Consider the following 22,220-nt stretch of genomic DNA (forward strand, 5'->3'; position numbering starts at 1 on the left):
TTTTCTGCAATCGAATAGTGGAGCGTGGAGGTTAAAACGCCGCGTTCTTGGGGTAGCGCGGGAAGGGAATCACGTCGCGGATGTTGCTCATGCCTGTCACGAACAGCACCAGGCGCTCGAAGCCCAGGCCGAAGCCGGCGTGCGGCGCGGTGCCGAAGCGGCGGGTATCGAGGTACCAGTCCAGGTCTTCGGTGGGTACGTGCATCTCAGCCATGCGGGTGGTGAGCTTGGTGTAGTCCTCCTCGCGCTGCGAGCCGCCGATGATTTCGCCGATGCCGGGAAACAGCACGTCCATGGCGCGCACGGTGCGGCCATCGTCGTCCAGCTTCATGTAGAAGGCCTTGATTTCCTTCGGATAATTGGTCAGGATGACGGGCTTCTTGAAGTGCTTCTCGACGAGGTAACGCTCGTGCTCCGACTGCAAATCGGTGCCCCAATCCACGGGAAACTCGAACTTCTGCTTGGCTGATTTCAGGATTTCGACGGCCTCGGTGTAGGTGAGGCGCTGGAAGGCATTATCCACCACGAAGTTGAGGCGGGTGAGCAGCTCCTTATCGTACTGCTCGTTGAGGAAGGCGAGGTCGTCGGCGCAGTTGGCCAGCGCGTACTTCACCAGGCTCTGGAGGAAATCCTCGGCCAGGTCCATGTTTTCTTCGAGCTCGTTGAAGGCCACTTCGGGCTCAATCATCCAGAACTCGGCCAGGTGGCGGGCGGTGTTGGAGTTCTCGGCCCGGAAGGTAGGGCCGAATGTGTAGATGCTGCCCAGCGCCATGGCGGCCAGCTCGCCTTCGAGCTGGCCCGATACGGTGAGGTTGGTCTGCTTGCCGAAGAAGTCCTGGGTGTAGTCTACCGAGCCGTCCTCGGCCAGCGGCGGCTTATCGGCCGGCAGCGTGGTCACGCGGAACATCTGCCCCGCGCCCTCGGCATCGGAGCCGGTGATGATGGGCGTGTGGACGTAGTAGAAGCCGTGGTCGTTGAAATACTGGTGCACAGCGAAGGCCAGCGCGTGCCGGATGCGCAGCACCGCGCCAAACGTGTTGGTGCGGGGGCGCAAATGGGCGATATCGCGCAGGTGTTCCAGCGAGGTGGCTTTCTTCTGCAGCGGGTAGGCTTCGGCATCGGCCGCGCCCAGCACCGTGATTTCGGTGGCCTGAATCTCCACCGCCTGGCCCTTGCCCTGCGAGGCCACCAGCGTGCCGCGAATGGCCACGGCCGCGCCGTTGCCCACGTCCTTGAGGGTTTCCTCGGGGAAATTCTCGGCGGCGGCCACGGCCTGAATGGTGTGGATGGTGGAGCCGTCGTTCACGATGATGAACTGCACGTATTTGTTGCCGCGGCGGGAGCGAACCCAGCCTTTAACCAGGACTTCGCGGTCGAGGTCCTGGCTGGCCAGGAGTTCTTTGACGGTGGACCGTTTGAGGGACATAACTTGCGGGGAAGCGGAGTGTAAGACGTCAAAGGTAGGAATGTACCGCAAGCTTTAGTGGAATTATCGCAAGCTTTGGCCGAAGTACCGTAAGCTTTCGCTTGCGACGAGCGTAGCGAGTAAAATCGTTGAACGGTGCGGCCGTCCTTATTCGCTGCGCTCATCGCCAGCTAAAGCTTACGGTACTTCGGCTAAAGCTCACGGCCCACCAACTTTTCATGCCAAAGTTTAGTAGAACTCACCTCCGCCCCCGCCTTTCCGTACTTTCGTAATTATGCAACGCCTCGACCTCAAACAGCTCCTTTCGCAAAAGCTTAGCCCGCAGCAGATTCAGTTTATCAAGCTGCTGCAGATTCCTACGGCGGAGCTGGAGACGCGCATCAAGGAGGAAATGGAGGTGAACCCGGCCCTGGAAGAAGACGAGCCCGACGACACCGAAGAAATGGAGCGCGACGATGACGACAGCGACGATTCGGACGACCCGGACGCCAGCCTCGACAACGACGAGAATACGCTGGATGAAGACTTTGATGACCGCAGCGGCAGCGAATCGGAGATGGCCAACGAAATGCCCGAGCCCGAAATAATGCCCAAGGACGAAGGCCCGGTGGACAGCGAAGCCGCCCCCGACAACACCGACCTCGACCTGAGCGACTACCTCAACGACGACGAAATAGCGGGCTACAAGATGCAGGGCGATGGCCCCGGCGAGGAAGAGGAGCGCGACACCCCCCTGGCCGACACCAGCGGCTCGCTCCTGGATTCGCTGCTTGACCAACTGCACTTTGCCGATTTGGATGAGCGCCAGGAGGCCATTGGCCAGCAGCTCATCGGCTCGATTGACGGCGACGGCTACATCCGGCGCGACCTTTCGGCCATTGCCAACGACCTGGCTTTTTCGCAGAACCTGGAGGTGACCGTGGCCGAGATTGAGGCCGTGCTGCGCGTGGTGCACGGCTTCGACCCGCCCGGTATTGCGGCCCGCGACCTGCCCGAGTGCCTGCTGCTGCAGCTGGAGCGCCGCCCGCAGGACGAGAACACGGTGAACGCCGAGCGGATATTGACCGATACGTTTGAGGAGTTCAGCAAGAAGCACTACGCCCGTATTCAGCAAAAGCTGGACCTGGAGGAGGACGAGCTGAAGGAGGCCATCAACGTGATTCTGAAGCTGAACCCCAAGCCGGGCGGCAGTGGCCCCAGCGGCCTGGGCAAGACGCAGTACCTGATGCCGGACTTCATCCTGACCAACGATAACGGCGTGTTCAACCTGACCCTGAACGCCCGCAACGCTCCCGAGCTGCGCGTGAGCCCGACCTACACCGAGATGTTCCGGACCTACGACAAGGCGGCCAAGAAGGACACCAAGATGAAGGAGGCCGTTACCTTCGTGAAGCAGAAGCTGGACTCGGCCAAGTGGTTTATCGACGCCATCCGGCAGCGGCAGAACACGTTGCTGCGCACCATGAACGCCATTGTGGAGCTGCAGCGCGAGTTCTTCGTGGAAGGCGACGAGAGCAAGCTCAAGCCCATGATTCTGAAGGATATTGCCCAGATGATTAGCATGGATATTTCGACGGTGAGCCGGGTGGCGAACTCGAAATCCATCCAGACGGAGTTCGGCATTTATCCGTTGAAATACTTCTTCTCCGAGGGCATTGCCACCGACTCGGGCGAGGACGCCAGCAGCCGCGAGGTGAAGAGCATCCTGAAAGACCTCATCGGCAAGGAGAGCAAGGAGCGCCCGCTGAGCGACGACAAGCTGGAAAAAATGCTCAACGCCAGGGGCTACAACATTGCCCGCCGAACGGTGGCCAAGTACCGCGAGCAGTTGAACATTCCGGTGGCCCGGCTGCGCAAAGAACTGTAAATCAGAAAACAGAGCAGTTTCGGAGTTGCTGTACAGTAGCGCGGACTTTTAGTCCGCGAGTGAAACAAGCTCAGCAGCTCGCGGACTAAAAGTCCACGCTACGGCTCGGCTGTACATTTGACTGCGAAACTGCTCTAATCAACTTCGGAGCAGCCAATCAGAAGCACGAAACAAGTGGCCTGACGCAACTTTCCAGTCAGGATTGGGCTTCCCTGTCCGGGCGACAGTACATTGCCAGATGTCGCCGCTTCGCTTCTGCTAATGAAAACCGAACTTCCCACCGACCCCGCCGAACTCCGGGAGCTGCTGATGGCCGAGCGCGCCCGCCGCGAGCAGGCCGAAGCGAAGCTGCCGGCCTTGCTCGCGCTAAGCCACATCCCCGAGCTTAACCCCAACCCCATTCTGCGGGTGAGTGCCATGGGTCAGCTGCTGTATGCCAACCCGGCCGCCGGCTTCATGGCCCGCGAACTGGAAACCACCGGGCCGTCGCGGCTGCGGCCGTTGCTGGTGCAGGCCACCACCAGCGCCCTGCACACCGGAGCTGTGCAGCAGCGCGAAATCATGGCTAACGACCAGCATTTCCTGCTGTCGGCCGTGCCCGTGGTAGAATATCACTACGCGATGCTCTACCTCACCGACATCACGGCGCAACGGCAGGCCGAGGAAAGCCTGCGGGAGCAATACTCATTCTACGAATCGGTGATGACCCACCTGCCGGCCGTGGTGACGGTGCTTGACCCCAACCAGCGCTACCGCTATGTGAATGCCTACGCCGAGCCCGACCCCGCCCAGCGCCAGGCCCGCATCGGCAGCACTTTTGCCGACCACTGCGCCCGAAAAGGCCTGCCCGGAGAGTTGGCCGTGCGCCGCCGCCGCCTGTTTGAGCGGGCCGTGAATACCAGTGCCCTCGTGAGCTGGGAAGAACGCTGGCCCGACACCAACACCACCGCCCACCATCACTGGCTATGCTACTACCAGCCCGTATTCGGGGCCGATGAGGTGCTGCGCCAAGTGATGTGCTACGGCCTGGACATTACCACTTTGCGGGAGGCCGAGGCCCGCACCCGCGAGAGTGAGGCGGCCGCACTGGCCCAGCAGTCGTTCACCAACCTGGTGCTCGACCTCAACCCCAACCTCATCTGGGTGCGCGATGCGGAGGGCCACACCGTGTTCGAGAACGCCGAAATGAAGTTCTGGCGCCGCCACATGACGGAGCTTGCCGGCGCGTCCAGCATGGAGGCGGGTATGAGTAAGGAAGAAATCCAGACCTCGGTAATGGCCGACCAGGCAGTGCTGCGCACCGGCCAGCCACTGACCACTCAGGTATCCATTACCTTGGCCAACGGCGAAGTACGCTGGCTGCAAACTGTGCGCTGCCCGCTGGTAATGGCCGACGGCACGGCCCAGGTATTGGGCGTGAGCACCGACATATCGGCCCTGAAAAACGCCCAGCACGCGGCCGAAGCGGCCGCCACGGCCCGCGAAAACTTCCTGGCCAACATGAGCCACGAAATCCGCACGCCCCTCAACGGCGTGCTGGGCATGACCAGCCTGCTGGCCAAAACCGGCCTCAACGAGCAGCAGCGCAACTACACCGCCGTTATTCAGCACTCGGGCCGGCACTTGCTGAACGTGGTGAACGACGTGCTCGACATGGCCAAAATCACCTCCGACAACCTGGAGCTGGAGCAAATGGCCTTCAACCTTTGCGACTCGATGGCCAGTGCCTGCCAGCCGCTGACCATTCAGGCCCAGGAGAAGGGCATTCGAGTGCTGGGCACGCGCCTGCAGGACTCCTGCCTCCATCCTTGGGTGCTCGGCGACTCCTACCGCCTCAACCAAGTACTCATCAACCTCGTTTCCAACGCCATCAAGTTTACGCCGGCGGGCGGCACCGTGACAATAGGCGGCTACTATGTGAGCGAAACCGAGGACACCCTCACCACCGAGTTTCGGGTGACGGATACCGGCATCGGCATTGCCCCGGATAAGCTGGACAGCATTTTTCAGGAATTCACCCAGGCTTATGCCGATACCACCCGGCAGTTTGGCGGAACGGGCCTTGGCCTGAGCATCAGCCGGGCCCTGGTGGCCCAGATGGGCGGGCAGCTCACGGTGCAAAGCGAGTCCGGCAAGGGCAGCTCCTTCGCCTTCCGCATCACGCTGCCCAAGGCCAACGCCGAAGCCCGGCAGATGGCCCTGCCCACCCTGACCCCGATGCAGGAAGCAGCCGTGCGCGGTGCCCGCGTGCTGCTGGTGGAAGACAATGCCGTGAACCGCGAAGTAGCCCAGCTGCTGCTGGAAGCCCACGGCGTGGCAGTAGATGAAGCCGCCAGTGGCATTGAAGCCCTAGAGCTATTTGAGCTGAACTACTACGACGTCATCCTTATGGACATTCAGATGCCCGGCATGAACGGCCTCGAGGCCACCGCCCGCATCCGGGCGCACGCCGATACCCGGCGGGCGGCTACGCCCATCCTGGCCCTCACGGCCAACGCCTTCCGGGCCGATGCCGAGAAATACTCCGCCGCCGGCATGAACGACACCCTGCCCAAGCCCTTCGACGAAGCCGAGCTGCTGAGCAAGCTGGCCTCGCTCATTGCCGGGGTGCCCGCCCCGCTGGTAGACGTGAAGCCTGCGGCGGCTGCCCCGACGGCCGCCCCACTCCCACTCCCACTCCCACCCACAGCCGCGCCCACATCGCTATTCGACCTGGCCCTGCTGCACCAGACAGCCCACAGCAACACCACGTTCATCAACCGGATTCTAGCCTCCTTCCACACCAATACCCCCGGCAGCGTGGCCGACCTGCACGCCGCCCTGGCCGCCTCCGACTGGCATTACGCCGCCGCCGTGGCCCACAAGCTGCGGCCGTCGCTCAAGCTAATCGGGGCCAACACACTGGTGCCCTGGATGGAAATTCTGGAGAGCAAAACCGGCCCCGATGCCGCCCGACGGGAAGCCACCCTGGCCCTGGCCACCGGCCTTACCGAAGTGCTGGCCGCCCTGCCCAAAGTGTAGTTGCGAAGCGGTGCTTCGCAATGCCGGGCGGCGGGGTACCGCTTCGCAACTACACTATCAGCCTCAGCGAGTTGCTGGCGGCCCTGCCCAAGTGTAGTTGCAAAACGATGCTTCGCAATGCCGGGCGGCGGGGTACCGCTTCGCAATGCCGGGATGCGAAGCGCCGCTTCGCAACTACACCAACTACTGATGGTCGGGGTTCCAGTAGGTGTGGGGCCACTGGTCCCAGCTCGTGACCCAACCGGCTTTCACGGGGTTGTTCAGCACGTAGGCCACGATGCGGCGGCCCTCTTCGGCACTGCGCACGATGTGGTCGCAGGTTTTACGCTGCTAAAATGGCCCCGTGCGCTGCAAATGGCGGTTGGCGAGAATAGCAGTATTGGCTTTCAATGATTGCAGGGTGCGCAACAGCGGAGGCGCATCGTCGGGCAGCGCCACTACCGCGTGCACATGATTGGGCATAATGCAATAGGCCACCAGTTCATAGCCCGTACCGTGCCGGTGGTGCAGGGCCTCGGCCACCAGGGCTGCTATGGCTGGCACCCGCAGCCAGGTGGGGCCGGTAGTAGCTTGGTCGAGAAAGGCATCAAAGCGGCCGAAGTACCGCCTTTGCGCCGCGTAGTCAGCTGGTATATCGGGAGGTGCGGCGGCTTCGGCCTTCAACCGCGCTATCAGCGGCAACGAGCCCGCCAGCCGAAACGTGAGAAATAACGTGCTGCCCAGCGCCAGCCGATGAGGCAGGTTACGCTCATAATACTCCGGCACATTCATGCCCGAATGTAGTGCGAAGCGGCGCTTCGCACCAAAGTAATATAATGCCGAATTGGCTTACCCGCTGTAGTGCGAAGCGCCGCTTCGCACCTACAAACCAATAAAACTCACTGGCCGGCCGGACGTAGTGCGAAGCGCCGCTTCGCACCTACCCGCCACTCCGCCGCCAGCTCGAAATACGGCAGCACCCGACGCGCTTCCTGAGCCAAATCCACGGCCGTGTAGCTGCTGCCCGAGTATGCCCCCTTACCCACCGAATACGCCGAGTACGTGCGCAGCCATTGCAGCCAAATGCTGGCCGTGAGGTTGAAGCCGGCCGTGGCGCGGCGCTCCACGGCCACCTCCGGGCCCTGCTGCCGCGTGATGCTGTGCAGGTAAATAAGCTGCGAAGCAGGCCCGGTGGGGTTGTCGAGCTGGAGGGCGGCGCGGCCATAGTTGCGCTGCTCCAGCAGGCGGTAACCCAGGCGCAGGCTGGTGCTGCCCCGGCGGCCCACCCAGCTTTGCCGCCCGCCGATGGACAGGTCGTGCGTCACGCTGGTATCGAGCGGGCTCTCGCGGAAGCGCGTCCAGTCGAGCTGGCCCACGCGGTTTTCGCGGCGCTGGTAGTCGGCCAGCAGCAGCAGGCGGGGCCGCAGCTGGTAGGTGAGGCTCTGGGTTTGCTCCAGCACGCGGCTGGCGCGGTTGCGGGCCTGCTCGGTGGTCTGGTCGCGCACCTGGTAGCTCACCCACAGGTGGTAGCTGGAGCGAATGCTCCAGCGGCCGGGGGCCCAGGTGAAACCCGGCTCCCAGTGCAGCAGGTGGTCCACGTAGTTCTCGGCACTTTGGCTGGCCCTGATGAAAACTGTTTGGCGGTACTCACCGGCCACGCCCAGCGTGGTGCGGAAGGCCCCGGCCCAGCGGCCCGTCCAGGTGAGGCGCAGCAGGTGCTGGGCCTCGTCGCGGGTTTGCTGGTTGTCTTTGCTGGGAGCATCTACGCGCAGCAGCTGGGCCGAGCCCAGTAGGGCCAGCGCGTGGCGCGGGCTGGGCAGCCAGGTGAGGTTGCCCAGCCACAATATGGTTTGCTCCTTAATGTCCTTCACCTGCTCGCGGGCCAGGGTGGTGGCCAGACGCGGCACGCTCAGGAATCGGGAGTTGTCGAGGTAATACGACCGGGTGCGCTCCCGATAGCCGAAACTGATGGACGTTTGCAGCCGGGGTCGGGCAAAGCGCAGCTCCTGGCGGGTATCGAGCTCGCGCTGCCGGTAGCCCACGTCCTGCAAAGTATCGGCCCGCTCGCCCAGCCGCCGGTACCGGAACGCCCGGCTGGGTAGCAGCAGGCTATTATCCGAGCGCAGCGTGGCAAACTCATTGATGCGGTACGAAGCCCCCGCCTGCATCGCCACCGTATCGGACTGAATGCGCTGCACGGAGCCCAGCAGGTAGTCCTCGGCGCGGTTGGTGCGGTAGCCCACGCGGCCCTGCACCACCAGCGGCGCCCCCTCCAGAAAGGCCTGCTCGCCGACCGCCTCGGCCACCAGCCGCTGCATGGTGCGCGGCCCCAGGCGGGCGCGGGTGCCCAGCACGCGCAGCGCCAGCGGCGCGGCCAGCGGCCCGTTGAGAAAGTACAGCGCCGCCGCGTCGAAGCCGAAGGCGAAGCCCGCGTCTTCGCGGCCGTTGCGGCGGTCGGTGGCCAGGCCGCCCAGCACCGTGAAGCGCATCTGGCTTAGCGTATCGGTGGGCGAGGCGGCCCGTAGGCGGCGCTGGTAGCCCAGGCGGCCCAACCAAAGGCCGGTGCGGGTGGCATTGGCCCGGCTTTGGTCGTAGTGCAGCTGCTGGCCCAGCTGCCAGTGGTTGGCCGCGTCCAGGGTAAATACGTCGGCCACATCGGCCCCGTAGTCTTCCCGCACGAAGGGCGGCGTGCCCCGCGAGTCGTAAATCATGTCGGTACCCACACGGTAGCGCAGTTGCTGGCGCGGCCCCAGGCGCAGGTAGCCCCGCGCCCCGCTGGTTTGCACGAAGGTGCTCACACCCACCCGCCGCGCCCGGGCCACCAGCAGCAGCGCCGTATCGGCCCCGGCGGGCCGCAAGCCCCGAAATACCGGCCCAAACGCGGTAGCGCCCACCAGCACCTGCGCGCGGCCGGCCAGCGGCAGCAGCGCCGCCAGCAGCAGCAGCGCGGCCATGCGCCGGCCTATCGCCACGCTCAGCGCTACGGTGCTCTTACCCACCGAAAACCACCGGATTACCACGTTTGCCCGGCCCCCGACTTACTCCCTTCGGCGGGCCGTAGCGGGAAGGTAGCACATTGCGCGGGGAGGCTCCGAAAATAGTTTTTCGTTAGGTTAGCTGTCGAAACCGCGGCCCATCCCCGGCCGCGCTGGTGTAAATTTGCCCGGGGCCCTAGTGCCACTTCTCTTTTCTGCTATTGTTACCATGAATAATTATCTTATCAAACGCCTGCTCACGACTGCGCCGCTTGCGCTGGGGCTGCTGGCCGCTACTTCGGCCCAGGCCCAGCACGTGCAATGGGCCGCCCGGCTGGTGGCCGTGTCGTCGCAGAAAGCCGATGGCAAAGACCCGTTTGCCCCCTCGCAGGTGCTGGGCGTGCCCAACGCCCTGCCGCTGGGCCAAATCAGCAACGAGGCCTGGATTCCGCGCAAGGAAGGCCCCAACGAGTTCATCGAGGTGCGCTTTGCGCGCTCGGTAGCGGCCCAGCAGGTCACCATCATCGAGAACTTCAACCCCGGCTCCATCACCAAAGTCGAGCTGGTGGATACCAAGGGCGTGCACCACGAAGTGTATGCCAACGCCAACCCCGGCCCCCTGCCCGAGCCCTCGCGCACGCTGGAAGTGAAGTTTCCGGCCGCCGAGTACCGCACCCTGGGCGTGAAAGTGTACATGAACACGGCCAAGGTGGAGGGCATCAACCAGCTTGATGCCATTGGCATTGCCGACGTGGTGTCGACCATGGTGAAGCAGGCCTTCACCGGCGAGAAGGGTCCCGAAGCCGTGAAATCGAGCCAGTTCGACTCCTCCCTGGTGAACCTGGGCCCGAACGTGAACTCGCGCTACGTGGACACCCACCCCGTGATTTCGCCTAACGGCCGCACGCTCTACTTCGCCCGCGAAGGCAACCCCGGCAACGTGGGTGGCAACCGCGACCCGCAGGACGTGTGGTACTCCACCCTGATAAGCGGCAAAAACAAGACCTGGAGCCTGGCCAAGAACATGGGTGGCCCCATAAACACCCCCGACGACCCCAACGGCCTGGCCTCGGTATCGGCCAACGGCCAAAGCGCCATCCTCATCAACATCTATAACCGCGACGGCACCATCGACCCGCAAGGCTGTAGCCTCAGCAAGCGCACCCGCATGGGCTGGACGCAGCCGGTGAAGCAGGAAATAAAGGACTTCGTGAACCTGGATAAGGAGCACGTCGACTTCTTCCTGGCCACCTCGGGCCGCGCCCTGCTCATGGCCGTGGAGCGCCCCGAAGGCCGGGGCGGGCAGGACCTGTTCGTGAGTTTCCCGGTGCCCGAAACCACCAACACCTGGAGCAAGCCCCTCAGCCTGGGGCCGAACGTGAACACCGACAAATCGGACTTCGCGCCCTTTTTGGCGGCCGATAACAAGACGCTGTATTTCGCCAGCGACGGGCGCGGCGGCTACGGCAAGTCCGATATTTTTTACACCAAGCGCCTCGACGACAGCTGGACCAACTGGAGCCCGCCCCGCAACCTGGGCCCGGTGGTGAACTCGCCCGATTTCGACGCCTACTACACCATCTCGGCCGCCGGCCAGGATGCTTACCTCGTATCGTCGCGCAACGGCATTGAGGGCTCGCGCGATATTTTCCGCATCTCGCTGGCCCCCGCCTTCCAGCCCGAAGTGGTGACGCTGGTGACCGGCAAAGTGCTCGACGTGAACACCGGCAAGCCCATCCGGGCCATCATTCACTACGAAAACCTGCTCACGGGTGAGGAAATCGGCGTGGCCGAAACCGACCCCGTGGACGGCTCCTACACCATTGTGCTGCCCAGCGGCGTGCAGTACGGCTACCGTGCCGAGGCCAAAGGCTACATCGCCGAAAACGCCAACCTCGACGTGACGGCCAAGGACAAATACTCCGAGCAGAAGCAGGACCTGTTCCTCGTGCCCTTCAACGTGGGCCAGACCGTGAAGCTGAACAACATCTTCTTCCAGCAAAGCAAGTACTACCTCACCACCAGTTCCTACCCCGAATTGCTGCGCCTCATCCGCATCATGAAGGACTACCCGACGGTGGAAATCAAGCTCTCGGGCCACACCGACAACCAGGGCGACCCCGCCCTGAACCTCAAGCTGAGCCAGGACCGCGTGAACGAGGTGAAGAAGTACCTCGGCAGCCACGGCATCAAGGGCGAGCGGGTGACCACCGAAGGCTTCGGCGACACCAAGCCCCTGGCCAGCAACGACCAGGAAGACACCCGCATGAAAAACCGCCGCGTAGAGTTCACCATCACCAAGAAGTAGCCCCGGCCCAGCGCCGGAAAGCTAATCGGGCCCCGGTCCTGCTGACGTCAGCAGGACCGGGGCCCGATTGCGTGGGGATGGCTCCGGCCGGTTACTTCGTTCCCGGGCCTTCGACGAAGGCCATGAGCCGGCCCTCGGAGCTTTCGAGCCCAACGATGTCGAGCAGGTCCTGAAAGTATTCGGCTACCTGCTCGCGGTCTTCCTGCTTGGGGGTGAGGGACTGGAGGCGCGCCAGGCCTGCTTCCAAGCTCTTGTAGTAGGCCTCCTTGGTAGGCTGGCCGTGCGTGATGGCGAGGAAATCGTTGGCCGACTGCACCAGAATACGGTTGAGCATCGGGCGCACTTCGGCCGGCAGGGTCGATTTCCGTCGGCCTATTACTACCTCTACCTGGGTCTGGCGGAGCATTTTTTCCAGCTGCGTCACGGCTTTTTCGGGCACGGAGTGAGGCGCGGGAGTCACACTCTGGGCGTGGCCGACCAGAGCAGTAAGGGTGAACAGCGTGAGTAGCAGCTTTTTCATGGAATTTGGTAGGAGTGGATGTTTTTTCATGACAAAGCTAAGATTTAAATGAAATTATTTTATATAAATCATGAAAAATAAATGAATTTTTATTAACCTCATCCTTATTACTCATTGAAGCTGTTTAGAAAGTCGGCTTTTGATTAATTTTTCGCAAAAAGATGACGACGAAGGCGAGCCAGTGCCAGGCCAGCCAATTGCCGACGCTGGTTTCGTAGCGCACGAGCAAGGTTTTAAAGCCGTCGAGCCAGGCGTTGGCGTGTTCGACCACGACGCGGCGGCGGTAGAGTTCGGGGTCGAAAAAGGTGTCGTCGTCGGTCTGCCAGTCGGCGGCGCGGCGGTTGCGGGGAATGTTGGCCTCGATGTCGCGCCGGGCGCATTCCTGACGAAAGCCTTGGGTGTCAAAGGCTTTGTCGGCGTTCAGAAACAGCCCGGCGACGGGAATATTGGCCGCTTCGAGCGAGGCGCAGATTTCCCCGAACAAGGCGTTGAGCTGGTGGGTGTCGTGGTGGTTGCCCGCCTGCGGGCTGGCGCAGGCCAGCGGTTGTCCCCGGTTATCGGCCAAGAAGAGGGCTGTGGTGGTACGGGCTTTCTTGCGGCCCTGATAGCCGACGGCCTCCCCGCCGTTCTTGGCGGGCGTGTGGCTGCCGTCGAGTTGGACGCTGGAACAGTCCAGATGGGCCCCGTTTTCGCGCAACAAGCGGAGCCATACCCCTTGCCAGGACCCGTCCTTGCGCCACGCATTAAAGCGGGCGTACACGCCCTGCCAGGTCAGCGATGCGCCCGTAAAAAACTGTTTAACAGGCAATAATCGCCATTGACAGCCGCTTTTGAGTTTGTAGAGAATGGCTTCCACCAACTCGGCCGGCTCCACGACCGAGGGGCGGCCATGGGCGGAGAAGGTGAGCGCGGGCAGAATCCATTGGCGAATCATATCTTTGGACAGGACTTCCATTAAAATGCGAAAAAAGGAGTGTTACACCTCAAATTTCGCGCTTTTTTGGGAGTCCTTTGACTTTCTAAACAGCTTCATTATCGTCATAATAAACATCTTATTGCATTGCATCTTGCACAAAAAAGCCCGGCCCGCCGCTACCACCTGCCCACATCAGTAGGCTAGGTGGTAGCGGCGGGCCGGGCGCGGGTGCTTAGCAGGCCGCCCAAAAGCAGTCAGACCGGAATCCGGGGCAGTGCGGGTTTATTACCGCGCCTTGTCGGCCGAGCCCACGAAGGCATCGAGGCAGATGAAGTAAGCCTCTTTGGTAGGCTGCGCCTTCGTAACGCGCAGAAAATCATCGGCTGAGATAACGAGGTAGCGGTTGAGGTCGGGGCGCACTTCGGCGTGGGCTTTCGTGGCTTTACCGGCCTTTGTCACTTCGGCTTTGGTGAGCTCTTTCAGGTCTTCGAGCTGAGTGATGGCCCGGGCTGGCACCTGGATTCTGGTACCCGTCTGGGCATTGGCAGCCAGGGCACCCAGCGTCAGCAGACTGGCTAGTATGGTGTGTTTCATAGTCATGAGGCAAAAGTTATGGTAAGATGATGAAATGCTAAAGCGAGTCCGGCGGGCATTACTACTCTCCCCTCCGAAGGCACTAGCAATCAGGCATAATACCCCTCTCACGGCCGTAGTATTGGGATAAATATTCTATACCAGTACACGGCAAGACCGTCAGCAAAGAGGCCGCCAACCAATGTGGTCAGCGGCCTCGGAGAATGATTTGCGGCACCGCAATCAGCGGCCAGCGGTAGCCCTAGTAGGCGCGGGCGAAGTAGACGCGGCGCGGGCTGGGCTTGCCCGTTACCATGCAAATGCCTTCTTCGTCGGCTTCATTTAGTGGAATGCAGCGCACGGTGGCTTTGGTTTCCTCCTTAATACGCTCCTCGGTTTCGGAGGTGCCGTCGTAGTGGGCCAGCAGGAAGCCAGGCTCCTCGTCCAGCATCCGCTTGAACTCGTCGTAGCTATCCACGCGGGTGGTGTGGGTGGCGCGGAAATTTTTGGCGCGCTCGTAGATGTTGGTCTGAATGTCGGTGAGCAGCTGGTCTACGCTGGCCACGATGTCGGCCAGGGGCAGGCTCATTTTCTCCTTGGTGTCGCGGCGCACCACTTCCACCATGCCGGCGTCGAGGTCGCGCGCGCCGATGGCCAGGCGCACGGGCACGCCCTTCAGTTCCCACTCGGCAAACTTGAAGCCGGGGCGCTCGGTGTCGCGCGCGTCCAGCTTCACCGAAATTCCCCGGGCAATCAGGCCCATCTGAATGGGTTTGATGCGCTCCAGCAGGGCATCAAGCTCGCCGGTTTTGTAGATGGGAATGATGACCACCTGAATGGGGGCCAGCTTGGGCGGCAGCACCAGGCCTTCATCGTCGGAGTGAGCCATTACGAGGGCACCCATCAGGCGGGTGCTCACGCCCCAACTGGTACCCCACACGTATTCGCGCACACCTTCCTTGTTGGCAAACTGCACGTCGAACGCCTTGGCGAAGTTCTGGCCCAGGAAGTGGCTGGTGCCGGCCTGCAGGGCTTTGCCGTCCTGCATCAGCGCCTCGATGCAATAAGTGTCCTCGGCGCCGGCGAACCGCTCGTTGGGGGTTTTCACGCCCTTCACCACGGGCAGGGCCATATGCTCCTCGGCAAACTCGGCGTACACGTCGAGCATCTGGCGGGTTTCGGCCACGGCTTCCTCGGCGGTGGCGTGGGCGGTGTGCCCTTCCTGCCACAGGAACTCGGCGGTGCGCAGGAACAGGCGGGTACGCATTTCCCAGCGCACCACGTTGGCCCACTGGTTGATGAGCAGCGGCAGGTCGCGGTAGCTCTGCACCCAGTTCTTATACGTGCTCCAGATGATGGCCTCCGAAGTGGGGCGCACCACCAACTCTTCTTCGAGCTTGGCGTTGGGGTCGACGCGCAGCTTGCCGGGGCGGTCGGGGTCGGTCTGTAGGCGGTAGTGGGTTACCACAGCGCACTCTTTGGCGAAGCCTTCGGCGTTTTTTTCTTCGGCCTCAAACAGGCTTTTGGGTACGAAGAGCGGGAAGTAGGCATTTTCGTGGCCGGTGCGCTTGAACATATCGTCCAATTGGCGCTGCATTTTTTCCCAAATGGCGTAGCCATAGGGCTTAATGACCATGCAGCCGCGCACGGCGGAGTTTTCGGCCAGGCCGGCGCGCTTCACTAACTCGTTATACCAGAGTGAATAATCTTCCTGGCGGGTAGGCAACTTTTTGCTCATGGGAGGCATCTTAGGGGTAATTGAAAAAGTTCCCGGTTTTGGTACAAGATTTGAGTTGACCTTGGGGCACCGTTTCGGGGTCAAATTACGTTATTAAAGTGCGGACCTCCTGCGGAAGCTCTTTGTGCGGGCAGGGGCAGCAGCCAGCTTAAATCTCCCTTATTTAAGCCGGCTGGGCCCTGATTTCTAGTCGCTTCATCCTGCTTCCATCTGTAGGTCGTTTTTTTACGTAAAGCTTTCCCATCCTTATCTTTTTTCAATCATGAGAAATCTGCTCACCGCCTGTTTGCCCGCCTTGGCCCTGTTTGCGCTGGGCGGCTGTGCAGGTACTTCGGCCCTCACGTCGTCGGAAGATGATGGGGTCTATTATTCGTCGAAGGACCATACTACGGCCGTCGTCAGCACTGCCCCGGCCCAGGCCGCCAACAGTGAGGAGGCGAACCCGGACTACAACGGCGGCTCTACCAATTCGCCGTCGGCCCGGCAGAATTCCGGCTCCGACCAGTATTACGACAACACCTATACCTCCATGCGTGGCGCGCCCGGCTACGGGGGCTCATCGAGCTACTATGGCCCGGGCCTGAACGCCTATTCTCCCTATAGCCCCTACACCAGCCTGAGCTACGGCGGCGGCTACGGCGGCGGCTACGGCGGCGGCTACGGCGGCGGCTACGGCGGCGGCTACGGCGGCGGCTACGGCGGCGGCTACGGCGGCGGCTACGGCTTTTCGCCCTATGGCTACGGCGGCTACGACCCTTTTTATAGTTCCTTCGGCAGCCCGTTTGGCTACAGTCCTTACGGCTATGGCTCGGGCCTGAGCATCAGCTTTGGCTTTGGCCGCTCGTTTGGCTATGGCTACGGCGGCTTTGGCGGCTACGACCCCTTCTACTATAGCAGCCCATTCTATGGTGGCTACTATGGCCGGAACTACTATGGCGGCGGGGGCTACTATGGCAACAACTACAACAGCGGCTATTATGGCAACGGCGGCGACCGGGGCACCCGCAGCTACGGCAGCCACCGCACCGACCGGGCTTCGGATGGCCGGCATTCGTCGGGCATCGTGGGCAGCACGCCGGACAACCCCAATCCCGGCGCGCCGAATGGTAGCGGCCGCGTTCGCAGTGAGCGGGTTACGTCGAATACGCCCGAGTCGATGCCCATGGGCACGGCTGACGCTGTGGGCCGCACCCGAAGCGAAGCCGCTTCGCAACCCATGCGGGCCAACGACTCTTACAACCAGCCCCGCAACATGGACGGCCAGCCGCGCTACCGCAATATGGACCCGGCCACGAACATGCAGCCAGCAATTGGCGATGCTTCGGGGCAGGGTCGGTTAATGCGTGACGACGGCCGGTACCGGCCGCGCAACATGGAGGCCCAACCGCAGAATAGCGGCCAGATGCAGCCCGCCGCAGTGCCACAGGAAGGCCAGCGCCGGCGCGGAGGCTTCTTCCAGAACGTATTTGGCGAGCCCACCAATAACAACAGCAATGGCCAGGCGGCCGAGCAGCCCCGCCAACGCTATGAGCAGCCCCGGCAGCAGCGGACGTATGAGCAACCTCAGCAACGCACCTACGAGCAACCCCAGCAACGCTCTTATGAGCAGCCTCAGCAGCGCTCCTATAGCCAGCCTTCCTATTCCTCCCCATCGCAGAGCGGCGGCGGTGGTGGCGGCCGGGGTCGTGGCCGGGGTGAGTAATTTTCCGCCCGTGGTTTCTGCATAAAGAATTTCCAGCGAGCCGGCCGAACGGCCGGCTCCTTTTCTTCCTACACTATGAAAAAACGGATTATCTGGCTTAGCCTGGCCCTCGTAGCAGGGCAGGCAGGCCACGCCTTTGCCCAGGATGCCAGCGATGCCCTGCGCTATTCCCGCCTGCAATTTGGCGGCACGGCCCGCACGCAGGCCATTGGGGGGGCCAATGTGGCCCTGGGGGCCGACTTTGGTAACCTCACCAGCAACCCGGCCGGGCTGGGCCTGTTTCAGAAATCGGAAGTGCATCTGACGCCCGGCATCGGCATTGGCCAGAGCGACAGCCGCGTTGATGGCGGCACGGGAGCCGCCCAGAACGAAGCAAGGAACAGCTTCCACATTGGCAGCGCCGGCGCGGTGTTTGCCACCCGCCGGCCCGATAATGACCAGACCAGCAACTGGCGGGGAGGGGCTTTTGCCCTGGGCTTCACCCGGCTGGCCGACTTCAACACGGGCTTCCGCTACGGCAACACCCTCAGCAACCGCACGGTGAACGGCTACAACCTGACCGGCGACGACCAATCGTACCTGGCTTCGCTGCGCCGCACAGTGGGTTTCGATGGCTACACGCAGGCCAGCATCGACAGGCTGCGGTCCCAGGGGCAGTCCGGCGAATACTCCTCCCTCAACGGGCTGGCCTACGGGGCCTACCTGACCAGCATTGCCAAAGACCGCAACGGCAACGACCTGGGCGTGGCCTCGACTACGCGCAAGGGACCAATCGGGCAGGCGGGCAGTGTGATTTCGCGGGGCTCGGTTTCGCAGTTTGATTTGGGCTACGGCGCCAACTACCGCGACCGGCTTTACCTGGGCCTGGGCGTGGGCATTGTGAGCTCGAACTTTACCCAGACCCGGAATTATACCGAGACGGAAACCGATGCCACCACTCACCTCAGCGACTACACGCTGCATGATGAGCTGAAAACCACCGGCACCGGCCTCAACGCCCGCATCGGGGCCATTTACCGGGCTACGGATGCGCTGCGCTTTGGGGCTTCTATCCAAACGCCCACGTTCATGCGCCTCACCGACAATTACAGTGCGGCCTTTACCACGACGTTTACGGCGCAGGGCAACGATGTGGTGGCGACTTCGCTCCCCACGGGCCCGGTGGGCGTGAAAGTGCTCGACCAGGCGTTTCCGCTCTACGCCTACACCATCACCACCCCTTTCCGAGCCAATGGCGGTGTGGCCTACACCCTAGGCAAGCTCGGGTTTATTTCGGGCGATGTGGAGTATGTGGGCTACAGCCAGGCGCGGCTGCACAACGACTCGCAGGATGGCAACGGCGACAACTATTCCTTCGCCGCCGAAAACAGCGACATTCAGGCCAGCTACAAGAATACGGTCAATATCCGCGTTGGGGCCGAGGGCCGCTTCGATGTATTCCGGGTGCGCGCCGGCTATGCCCGCTACGGCGACCCGTATCAGATTGACAGCAACAACGAGCGGGCGCAGAACTTCTACACCCTGGGGGCCGGGCTGCGGCAAGGCAATTTCTTCCTGGACCTGGCCGGCGTCTACACCCAGCTCAACCAGTACTACACCCCCTACGACCTGGGCGGCTACGAGCCGTTGGTGAAAGTGAACAACACCCGCTTCACCACCAGTATCACGGCCGGCATCACGTTCTAAGCAAGCTGCCGAACACGCCAATAAAAAGGGCTGCTCCACATCGGAGCAGCCCTTTTTATTGGCGTGCGGCGATGCTACTTCTGCACCCGCACGGAGCAGGTCATCACCGGGGCCGAACCCGGCACGAGGTCGGAAACAAGCAGCAGGCCGTAGCGCTCGGTGGTGCCCTCGGTGATTTTGAAAGCCAGCACCTGTCCTTTGCTCAGCGCACCGGTGTAGAAGGGGTTGGGCGAGTAGGCGGTGCTATTGGTGGTGTAGCTGGTGGTGAAGTCGGCGGCGACGGTCTTGCTGAACTGGTCGCTGCTGATTGTAGTGAGGCGCAGACCGGTGGCGCGGCGGGTGGTCCAGGCGACGGGCAGCGTGCACACGGTATCGGCGGTGTTGGCGGGCGCTACCAGGCCCACCGTGGTGCCCGTACCGCCCGACACGCAAATCAGGTCCACCAAATCCTGGTTGGCCGCCACGGAGCGCTCCTGGTTCAGCACCGCGTACTTGGGAAACCGCAGGCCGTATTGCAGGTTGAGGAATACGCGGCTGCGGTCGCGCACGCCCTTGGCTACCACCGCCCGGCGCGGCACCGGCCGCAGCACCATGGTGTAGCTATGAAACAGGGCCGCCGAGTCGGCTTTGCGCACCGTGAGGCGGTAGGCGCGGGTGGCCGAGGCCCCGGCCACATCGGTAGCCGTGTACTGCCACAGCTCGGTGCCGGAAGTGGCGCGGGCCGAAAACTGATTAACGAAAAGCGTTTCGCTGATAGAGTGGCCGTTGGTATTGCCTACCTGCGGCGTAATCAGTGAGTCGAGGTAGGTAATTTCCTGCTTAGCAGGCGCGTTTTTGGGGTCAAAGGACGACAGGGGCACCGGGTAGGTGATGGGCTTAAGGCCGGGGTCATAAGTCACCTTGATGGTCAGACGCTTGAGCATATTGTCGTTGCCCACGGCATAGGCCCGGGTCGTGAGCGTGTCGTTCGGCTGCACGGTCTTGTTGCTGGAGGTCAGCGTGGAAATACCAACAAAATCGAGCTGGACCGGGCGAGCGGTTTTGGAGCAGGAGGCCAGCAGCACGGGCAGGCAAAGCAACAGGAGGCGAAAACGCATAATGCAAAGGTAACGGGGGCTACGGCCTGCAACCGTGCTGCCGCCGAATGTTACCTTTAACGCTCAGTTCCCATCCTTTATTTCGATTTTGTCCTTATTTCCTATGCGTTTACGCTTTTTAGCCCTGGCGGCCTTGCTGGCCGCCAATGGCCCGGCCCTGGTGCCGGGCCTCACCCTCCCCCTCGCCCACGCGCAGCAGAAGCTGCCCCTGACCTTAGAAGATATCTGGGCCAAGCCCACGTTTCGCTCGGCCTCGGTGCCGGGCTTCAACTGGATGAACGACGGCCGCTACTACTCGGCGCTGGACAACGGCAGCCTGGTGCAGTACGAAGTGACCACCGGCAAAGCCGTGCAAACCCTGGTAACCGCCGCCGAGCTGGAGCTGGGCGGCGCGGCGCTCAAGGTTGATGGCTACTCCTTCAATGCCAACGAGCAGAAAATCCTGTTCACCACGGGCACTGAGCCTATTTACCGGCGCAGCGCCCGCGCCAGCTACTACGTATTCGACCGCGGCAGCAAGAAGCTGACGCCCCTGAGCGCCGGTGGCAAGCAGGGCTATGCCACGTTTTCGCCCGATGGCCGACGCGTGGCCTTCACCCGTGACAACAACGTGTACGTGACCGACCTGGCCACGATGCAGGAAACCGCCGTGACCACGAATGGCCTGAAAAACAACATCATCAACGGCTCGGCCGACTGGGTGTACGAAGAGGAGTTTGGCTTCGCGCAGGGCTTTTTCTGGTCGCCGGACAGCCGGCAGCTGGCTTTTTACACCTTCGATGAAAGCCAGGTGCCCGAGTACGACATGCAGGAATGGGGTGGGCTTTATCCCAAGGAATACCGCTTCAAATACCCCAAGGCCGGCGAGAAAAACTCGGTGGTACTGGTGAGCAGCTACGACGTGGCCAGCGCCCGCACCACCAAGCTGGACGTGGGCCCCGTGGCCGACCAGTACATCCCGCGCGTGCAGTGGACGCGGGTGCCCAACACGCTCAGCATTCAGCGCCTCAACCGCTTACAGAACAAGCTCGAAATTCTGCACGGCGATGCCACTACCGGCAAAACCAAAGTGGTGCTCACGGACACCAACCCCGCCTACGTTGAGATAAACGACGATTTGAACTACCTCGAAGGCGGCAAACAGTTCCTCTTCACCAGTGAGAAGGACGGCTACCAGCACCTCTACCTGCACGACATGGACGGCAAGCCCGTGCGCCAGCTCACGAAGGGCAACTGGGAAATCTCGGCCATCAACGGCTTCGATGCCAAAACCGGCTTCGTGTACTACACCAGCACCGAAGGCTCGGCCCTGCAGCGCCACCTCTACCGCGTGAACCTGAGCGGCAACGGCAAAGAGCGCATCAGCGAAAATGGTCCGGGCACCGACGTGGTGAACATGAGCCCCGACACGAAGTATTTCCTGAACGTGCATTCGGCGGCGGGCGTGCCGGCCATGACCAGCCTGCGCGAAGGCGGCACTGGCAAGCTGGTGAAAACCCTGGAGGACAACGCCAAGCTGAAGCAAACCCTGACGCAGTACGACCTGGGCAAGCTCGAATTCATCACGTTCAAAACCACCGAAGGCGTGGAGCTGAACGCCTGGATGATGAAGCCCAGCAACTTCGACCCCGCCAAAAAATACCCCGTGCTGATGCACGTGTATGGTGGCCCCAGTTTCGGCAGCGGCAGCACCCAAACGGTGCTGGATAACACCGGCGGCGGCACGGCCCTCACCAACTACCTCTGGCACCAGCTGCTGGCCGAAAAGGGCTACATCGTGGTTTCGGTGGAAAACCGGGGCACTTCGGGCCGGGGCTCGGCCTTCCGGAAGGCCACGTATGCCAATTTGGGCAAGCTCGAAACCATCGACCAGGGCGAAGGCGCCAAGTACCTGGCCACGCTGCCCTACGTGGATAAATCCCGCATCGGCATCTGGGGCTGGAGCTACGGCGGCTACATGACCTCGCTGGCCATGACCAAAAACGCCGACCTCTTCAAGATGGGCATCGCCGTGGCCCCGGTCACGAACTGGCGCTATTACGACACCGTGTACACGGAGCGCTACCTGAAAACGCCCCAGGAAAACCCGGGCGGCTACGACGATAACTCGCCCGTGCAGTTTGCCCAGAACATGCGCGGCAAGTTCCTGCTCGTGCACGGCACCGGCGACGACAACGTGCATTTCCAGAACTCCATCGCCTTCGTCGATGCCCTCATCAAGGCCAACAAGGACTACCAGACGCTGTACTACCCCAACCGCAACCACGGCATTTCGGGCGGCAACACCCGCCTGCACCTCTACCGCCAGATGACTAATTTCGTGCTGCAGAACCTGTAGTCGAACCATCCCGAAAAGCAATGGCCCGGCGCCGCCTCGCATAGTTGCGGGCGGCACCGGGCCATTGCTTTGCC

At 62.2% G+C, this 22,220-nt stretch carries 15 protein-coding genes; 6 read left to right on the plus strand and 9 right to left on the minus strand.

What is annotated here, in order from left to right:
* Window positions 1–31: 31 nt before the first annotated feature.
* Window positions 32–1,426, minus strand: coding sequence for an asparagine--tRNA ligase (asnS, locus tag KQ659_RS18410; protein WP_216679747.1), 1,395 nt, complete (start codon window positions 1,424–1,426; stop codon window positions 32–34).
* A 274-nt stretch (window positions 1,427–1,700) separates the two neighbouring features.
* Here asnS and rpoN point away from each other — a divergent pair, with 274 nt between their 5' ends.
* Window positions 1,701–3,293 (plus strand): RNA polymerase factor sigma-54, encoded by a 1,593-nt coding sequence (gene rpoN / locus KQ659_RS18415; protein WP_216679746.1) that lies wholly within the window; start codon window positions 1,701–1,703, stop codon window positions 3,291–3,293.
* 261 nt (window positions 3,294–3,554) lie between these two features.
* Window positions 3,555–6,314 (plus strand): ATP-binding protein, encoded by a 2,760-nt coding sequence (locus KQ659_RS18420; protein WP_216688079.1) that lies wholly within the window; start codon window positions 3,555–3,557, stop codon window positions 6,312–6,314.
* Window positions 6,315–6,497: 183 nt separating this feature from the next.
* Here KQ659_RS18420 and KQ659_RS21610 read toward each other — a convergent pair whose 3' ends face one another.
* From KQ659_RS21610 to KQ659_RS18430, 3 genes are all read right to left on the minus strand, one after another.
* Entirely contained in the window at window positions 6,498–6,620 is a 123-nt protein-coding gene (locus tag KQ659_RS21610; RefSeq protein ID WP_262898293.1) for a hypothetical protein, read from the minus strand.
* Between the two features lie 24 nt (window positions 6,621–6,644).
* Entirely contained in the window at window positions 6,645–7,085 is a 441-nt protein-coding gene (locus KQ659_RS18425; RefSeq protein ID WP_216688078.1) for a transposase, read from the minus strand.
* Window positions 7,086–7,192: 107 nt separating this feature from the next.
* Complete coding sequence (locus tag KQ659_RS18430; protein WP_216688077.1) at window positions 7,193–9,292, minus strand: hypothetical protein; 2,100 nt, start codon at window positions 9,290–9,292, stop codon at window positions 7,193–7,195.
* A gap of 205 nt (window positions 9,293–9,497) precedes the next feature.
* Here KQ659_RS18430 and KQ659_RS18435 point away from each other — a divergent pair, with 205 nt between their 5' ends.
* Complete coding sequence (locus KQ659_RS18435; protein WP_216688076.1) at window positions 9,498–11,576, plus strand: OmpA family protein; 2,079 nt, start codon at window positions 9,498–9,500, stop codon at window positions 11,574–11,576.
* A 91-nt stretch (window positions 11,577–11,667) separates the two neighbouring features.
* Here KQ659_RS18435 and KQ659_RS18440 read toward each other — a convergent pair whose 3' ends face one another.
* From KQ659_RS18440 to proS, 4 genes are all read right to left on the minus strand, one after another.
* Window positions 11,668–12,096, minus strand: coding sequence for a DUF4844 domain-containing protein (locus KQ659_RS18440; protein ID WP_216679741.1), 429 nt, complete (start codon window positions 12,094–12,096; stop codon window positions 11,668–11,670).
* Between the two features lie 124 nt (window positions 12,097–12,220).
* The gene (locus KQ659_RS18445) at window positions 12,221–13,051 is read right to left on the minus strand and encodes an IS5 family transposase (protein WP_216678791.1); all 831 of its coding nucleotides are present in this window, start codon (window positions 13,049–13,051) and stop codon (window positions 12,221–12,223) included.
* A 246-nt stretch (window positions 13,052–13,297) separates the two neighbouring features.
* Entirely contained in the window at window positions 13,298–13,606 is a 309-nt protein-coding gene (locus tag KQ659_RS18450; RefSeq protein WP_216679740.1) for a hypothetical protein, read from the minus strand.
* Window positions 13,607–13,847: 241 nt separating this feature from the next.
* Window positions 13,848–15,323 (minus strand): proline--tRNA ligase, encoded by a 1,476-nt coding sequence (proS, locus tag KQ659_RS18455; protein WP_216679739.1) that lies wholly within the window; start codon window positions 15,321–15,323, stop codon window positions 13,848–13,850.
* Window positions 15,324–15,585: 262 nt separating this feature from the next.
* Here proS and KQ659_RS18460 point away from each other — a divergent pair, with 262 nt between their 5' ends.
* Window positions 15,586–17,025, plus strand: a complete 1,440-nt coding sequence (locus KQ659_RS18460; protein ID WP_216690988.1) for a hypothetical protein — start codon at window positions 15,586–15,588, stop codon at window positions 17,023–17,025.
* 75 nt (window positions 17,026–17,100) lie between these two features.
* Window positions 17,101–18,711: an OmpP1/FadL family transporter gene (locus KQ659_RS18465; RefSeq protein ID WP_216690989.1), complete on the plus strand. Its 1,611-nt coding sequence runs from the start codon at window positions 17,101–17,103 to the stop codon at window positions 18,709–18,711.
* A gap of 74 nt (window positions 18,712–18,785) precedes the next feature.
* Here KQ659_RS18465 and KQ659_RS18470 read toward each other — a convergent pair whose 3' ends face one another.
* Window positions 18,786–19,808, minus strand: coding sequence for a hypothetical protein (locus KQ659_RS18470; protein WP_216679736.1), 1,023 nt, complete (start codon window positions 19,806–19,808; stop codon window positions 18,786–18,788).
* Window positions 19,809–19,911: 103 nt separating this feature from the next.
* Between KQ659_RS18470 and KQ659_RS18475 the strand changes: the two genes are divergently transcribed.
* Window positions 19,912–22,146 carry a S9 family peptidase gene (locus KQ659_RS18475; protein WP_216690990.1) on the plus strand — a complete coding sequence of 745 codons (2,235 nt, stop codon included), beginning with the start codon at window positions 19,912–19,914 and terminating at the stop codon, window positions 22,144–22,146.
* Window positions 22,147–22,220: the final 74 nt, after the last annotated feature.

Source organism: Hymenobacter siberiensis (genome assembly GCF_018967865.2).
In the GTDB taxonomy this organism is placed as follows: domain Bacteria; phylum Bacteroidota; class Bacteroidia; order Cytophagales; family Hymenobacteraceae; genus Hymenobacter; species Hymenobacter siberiensis.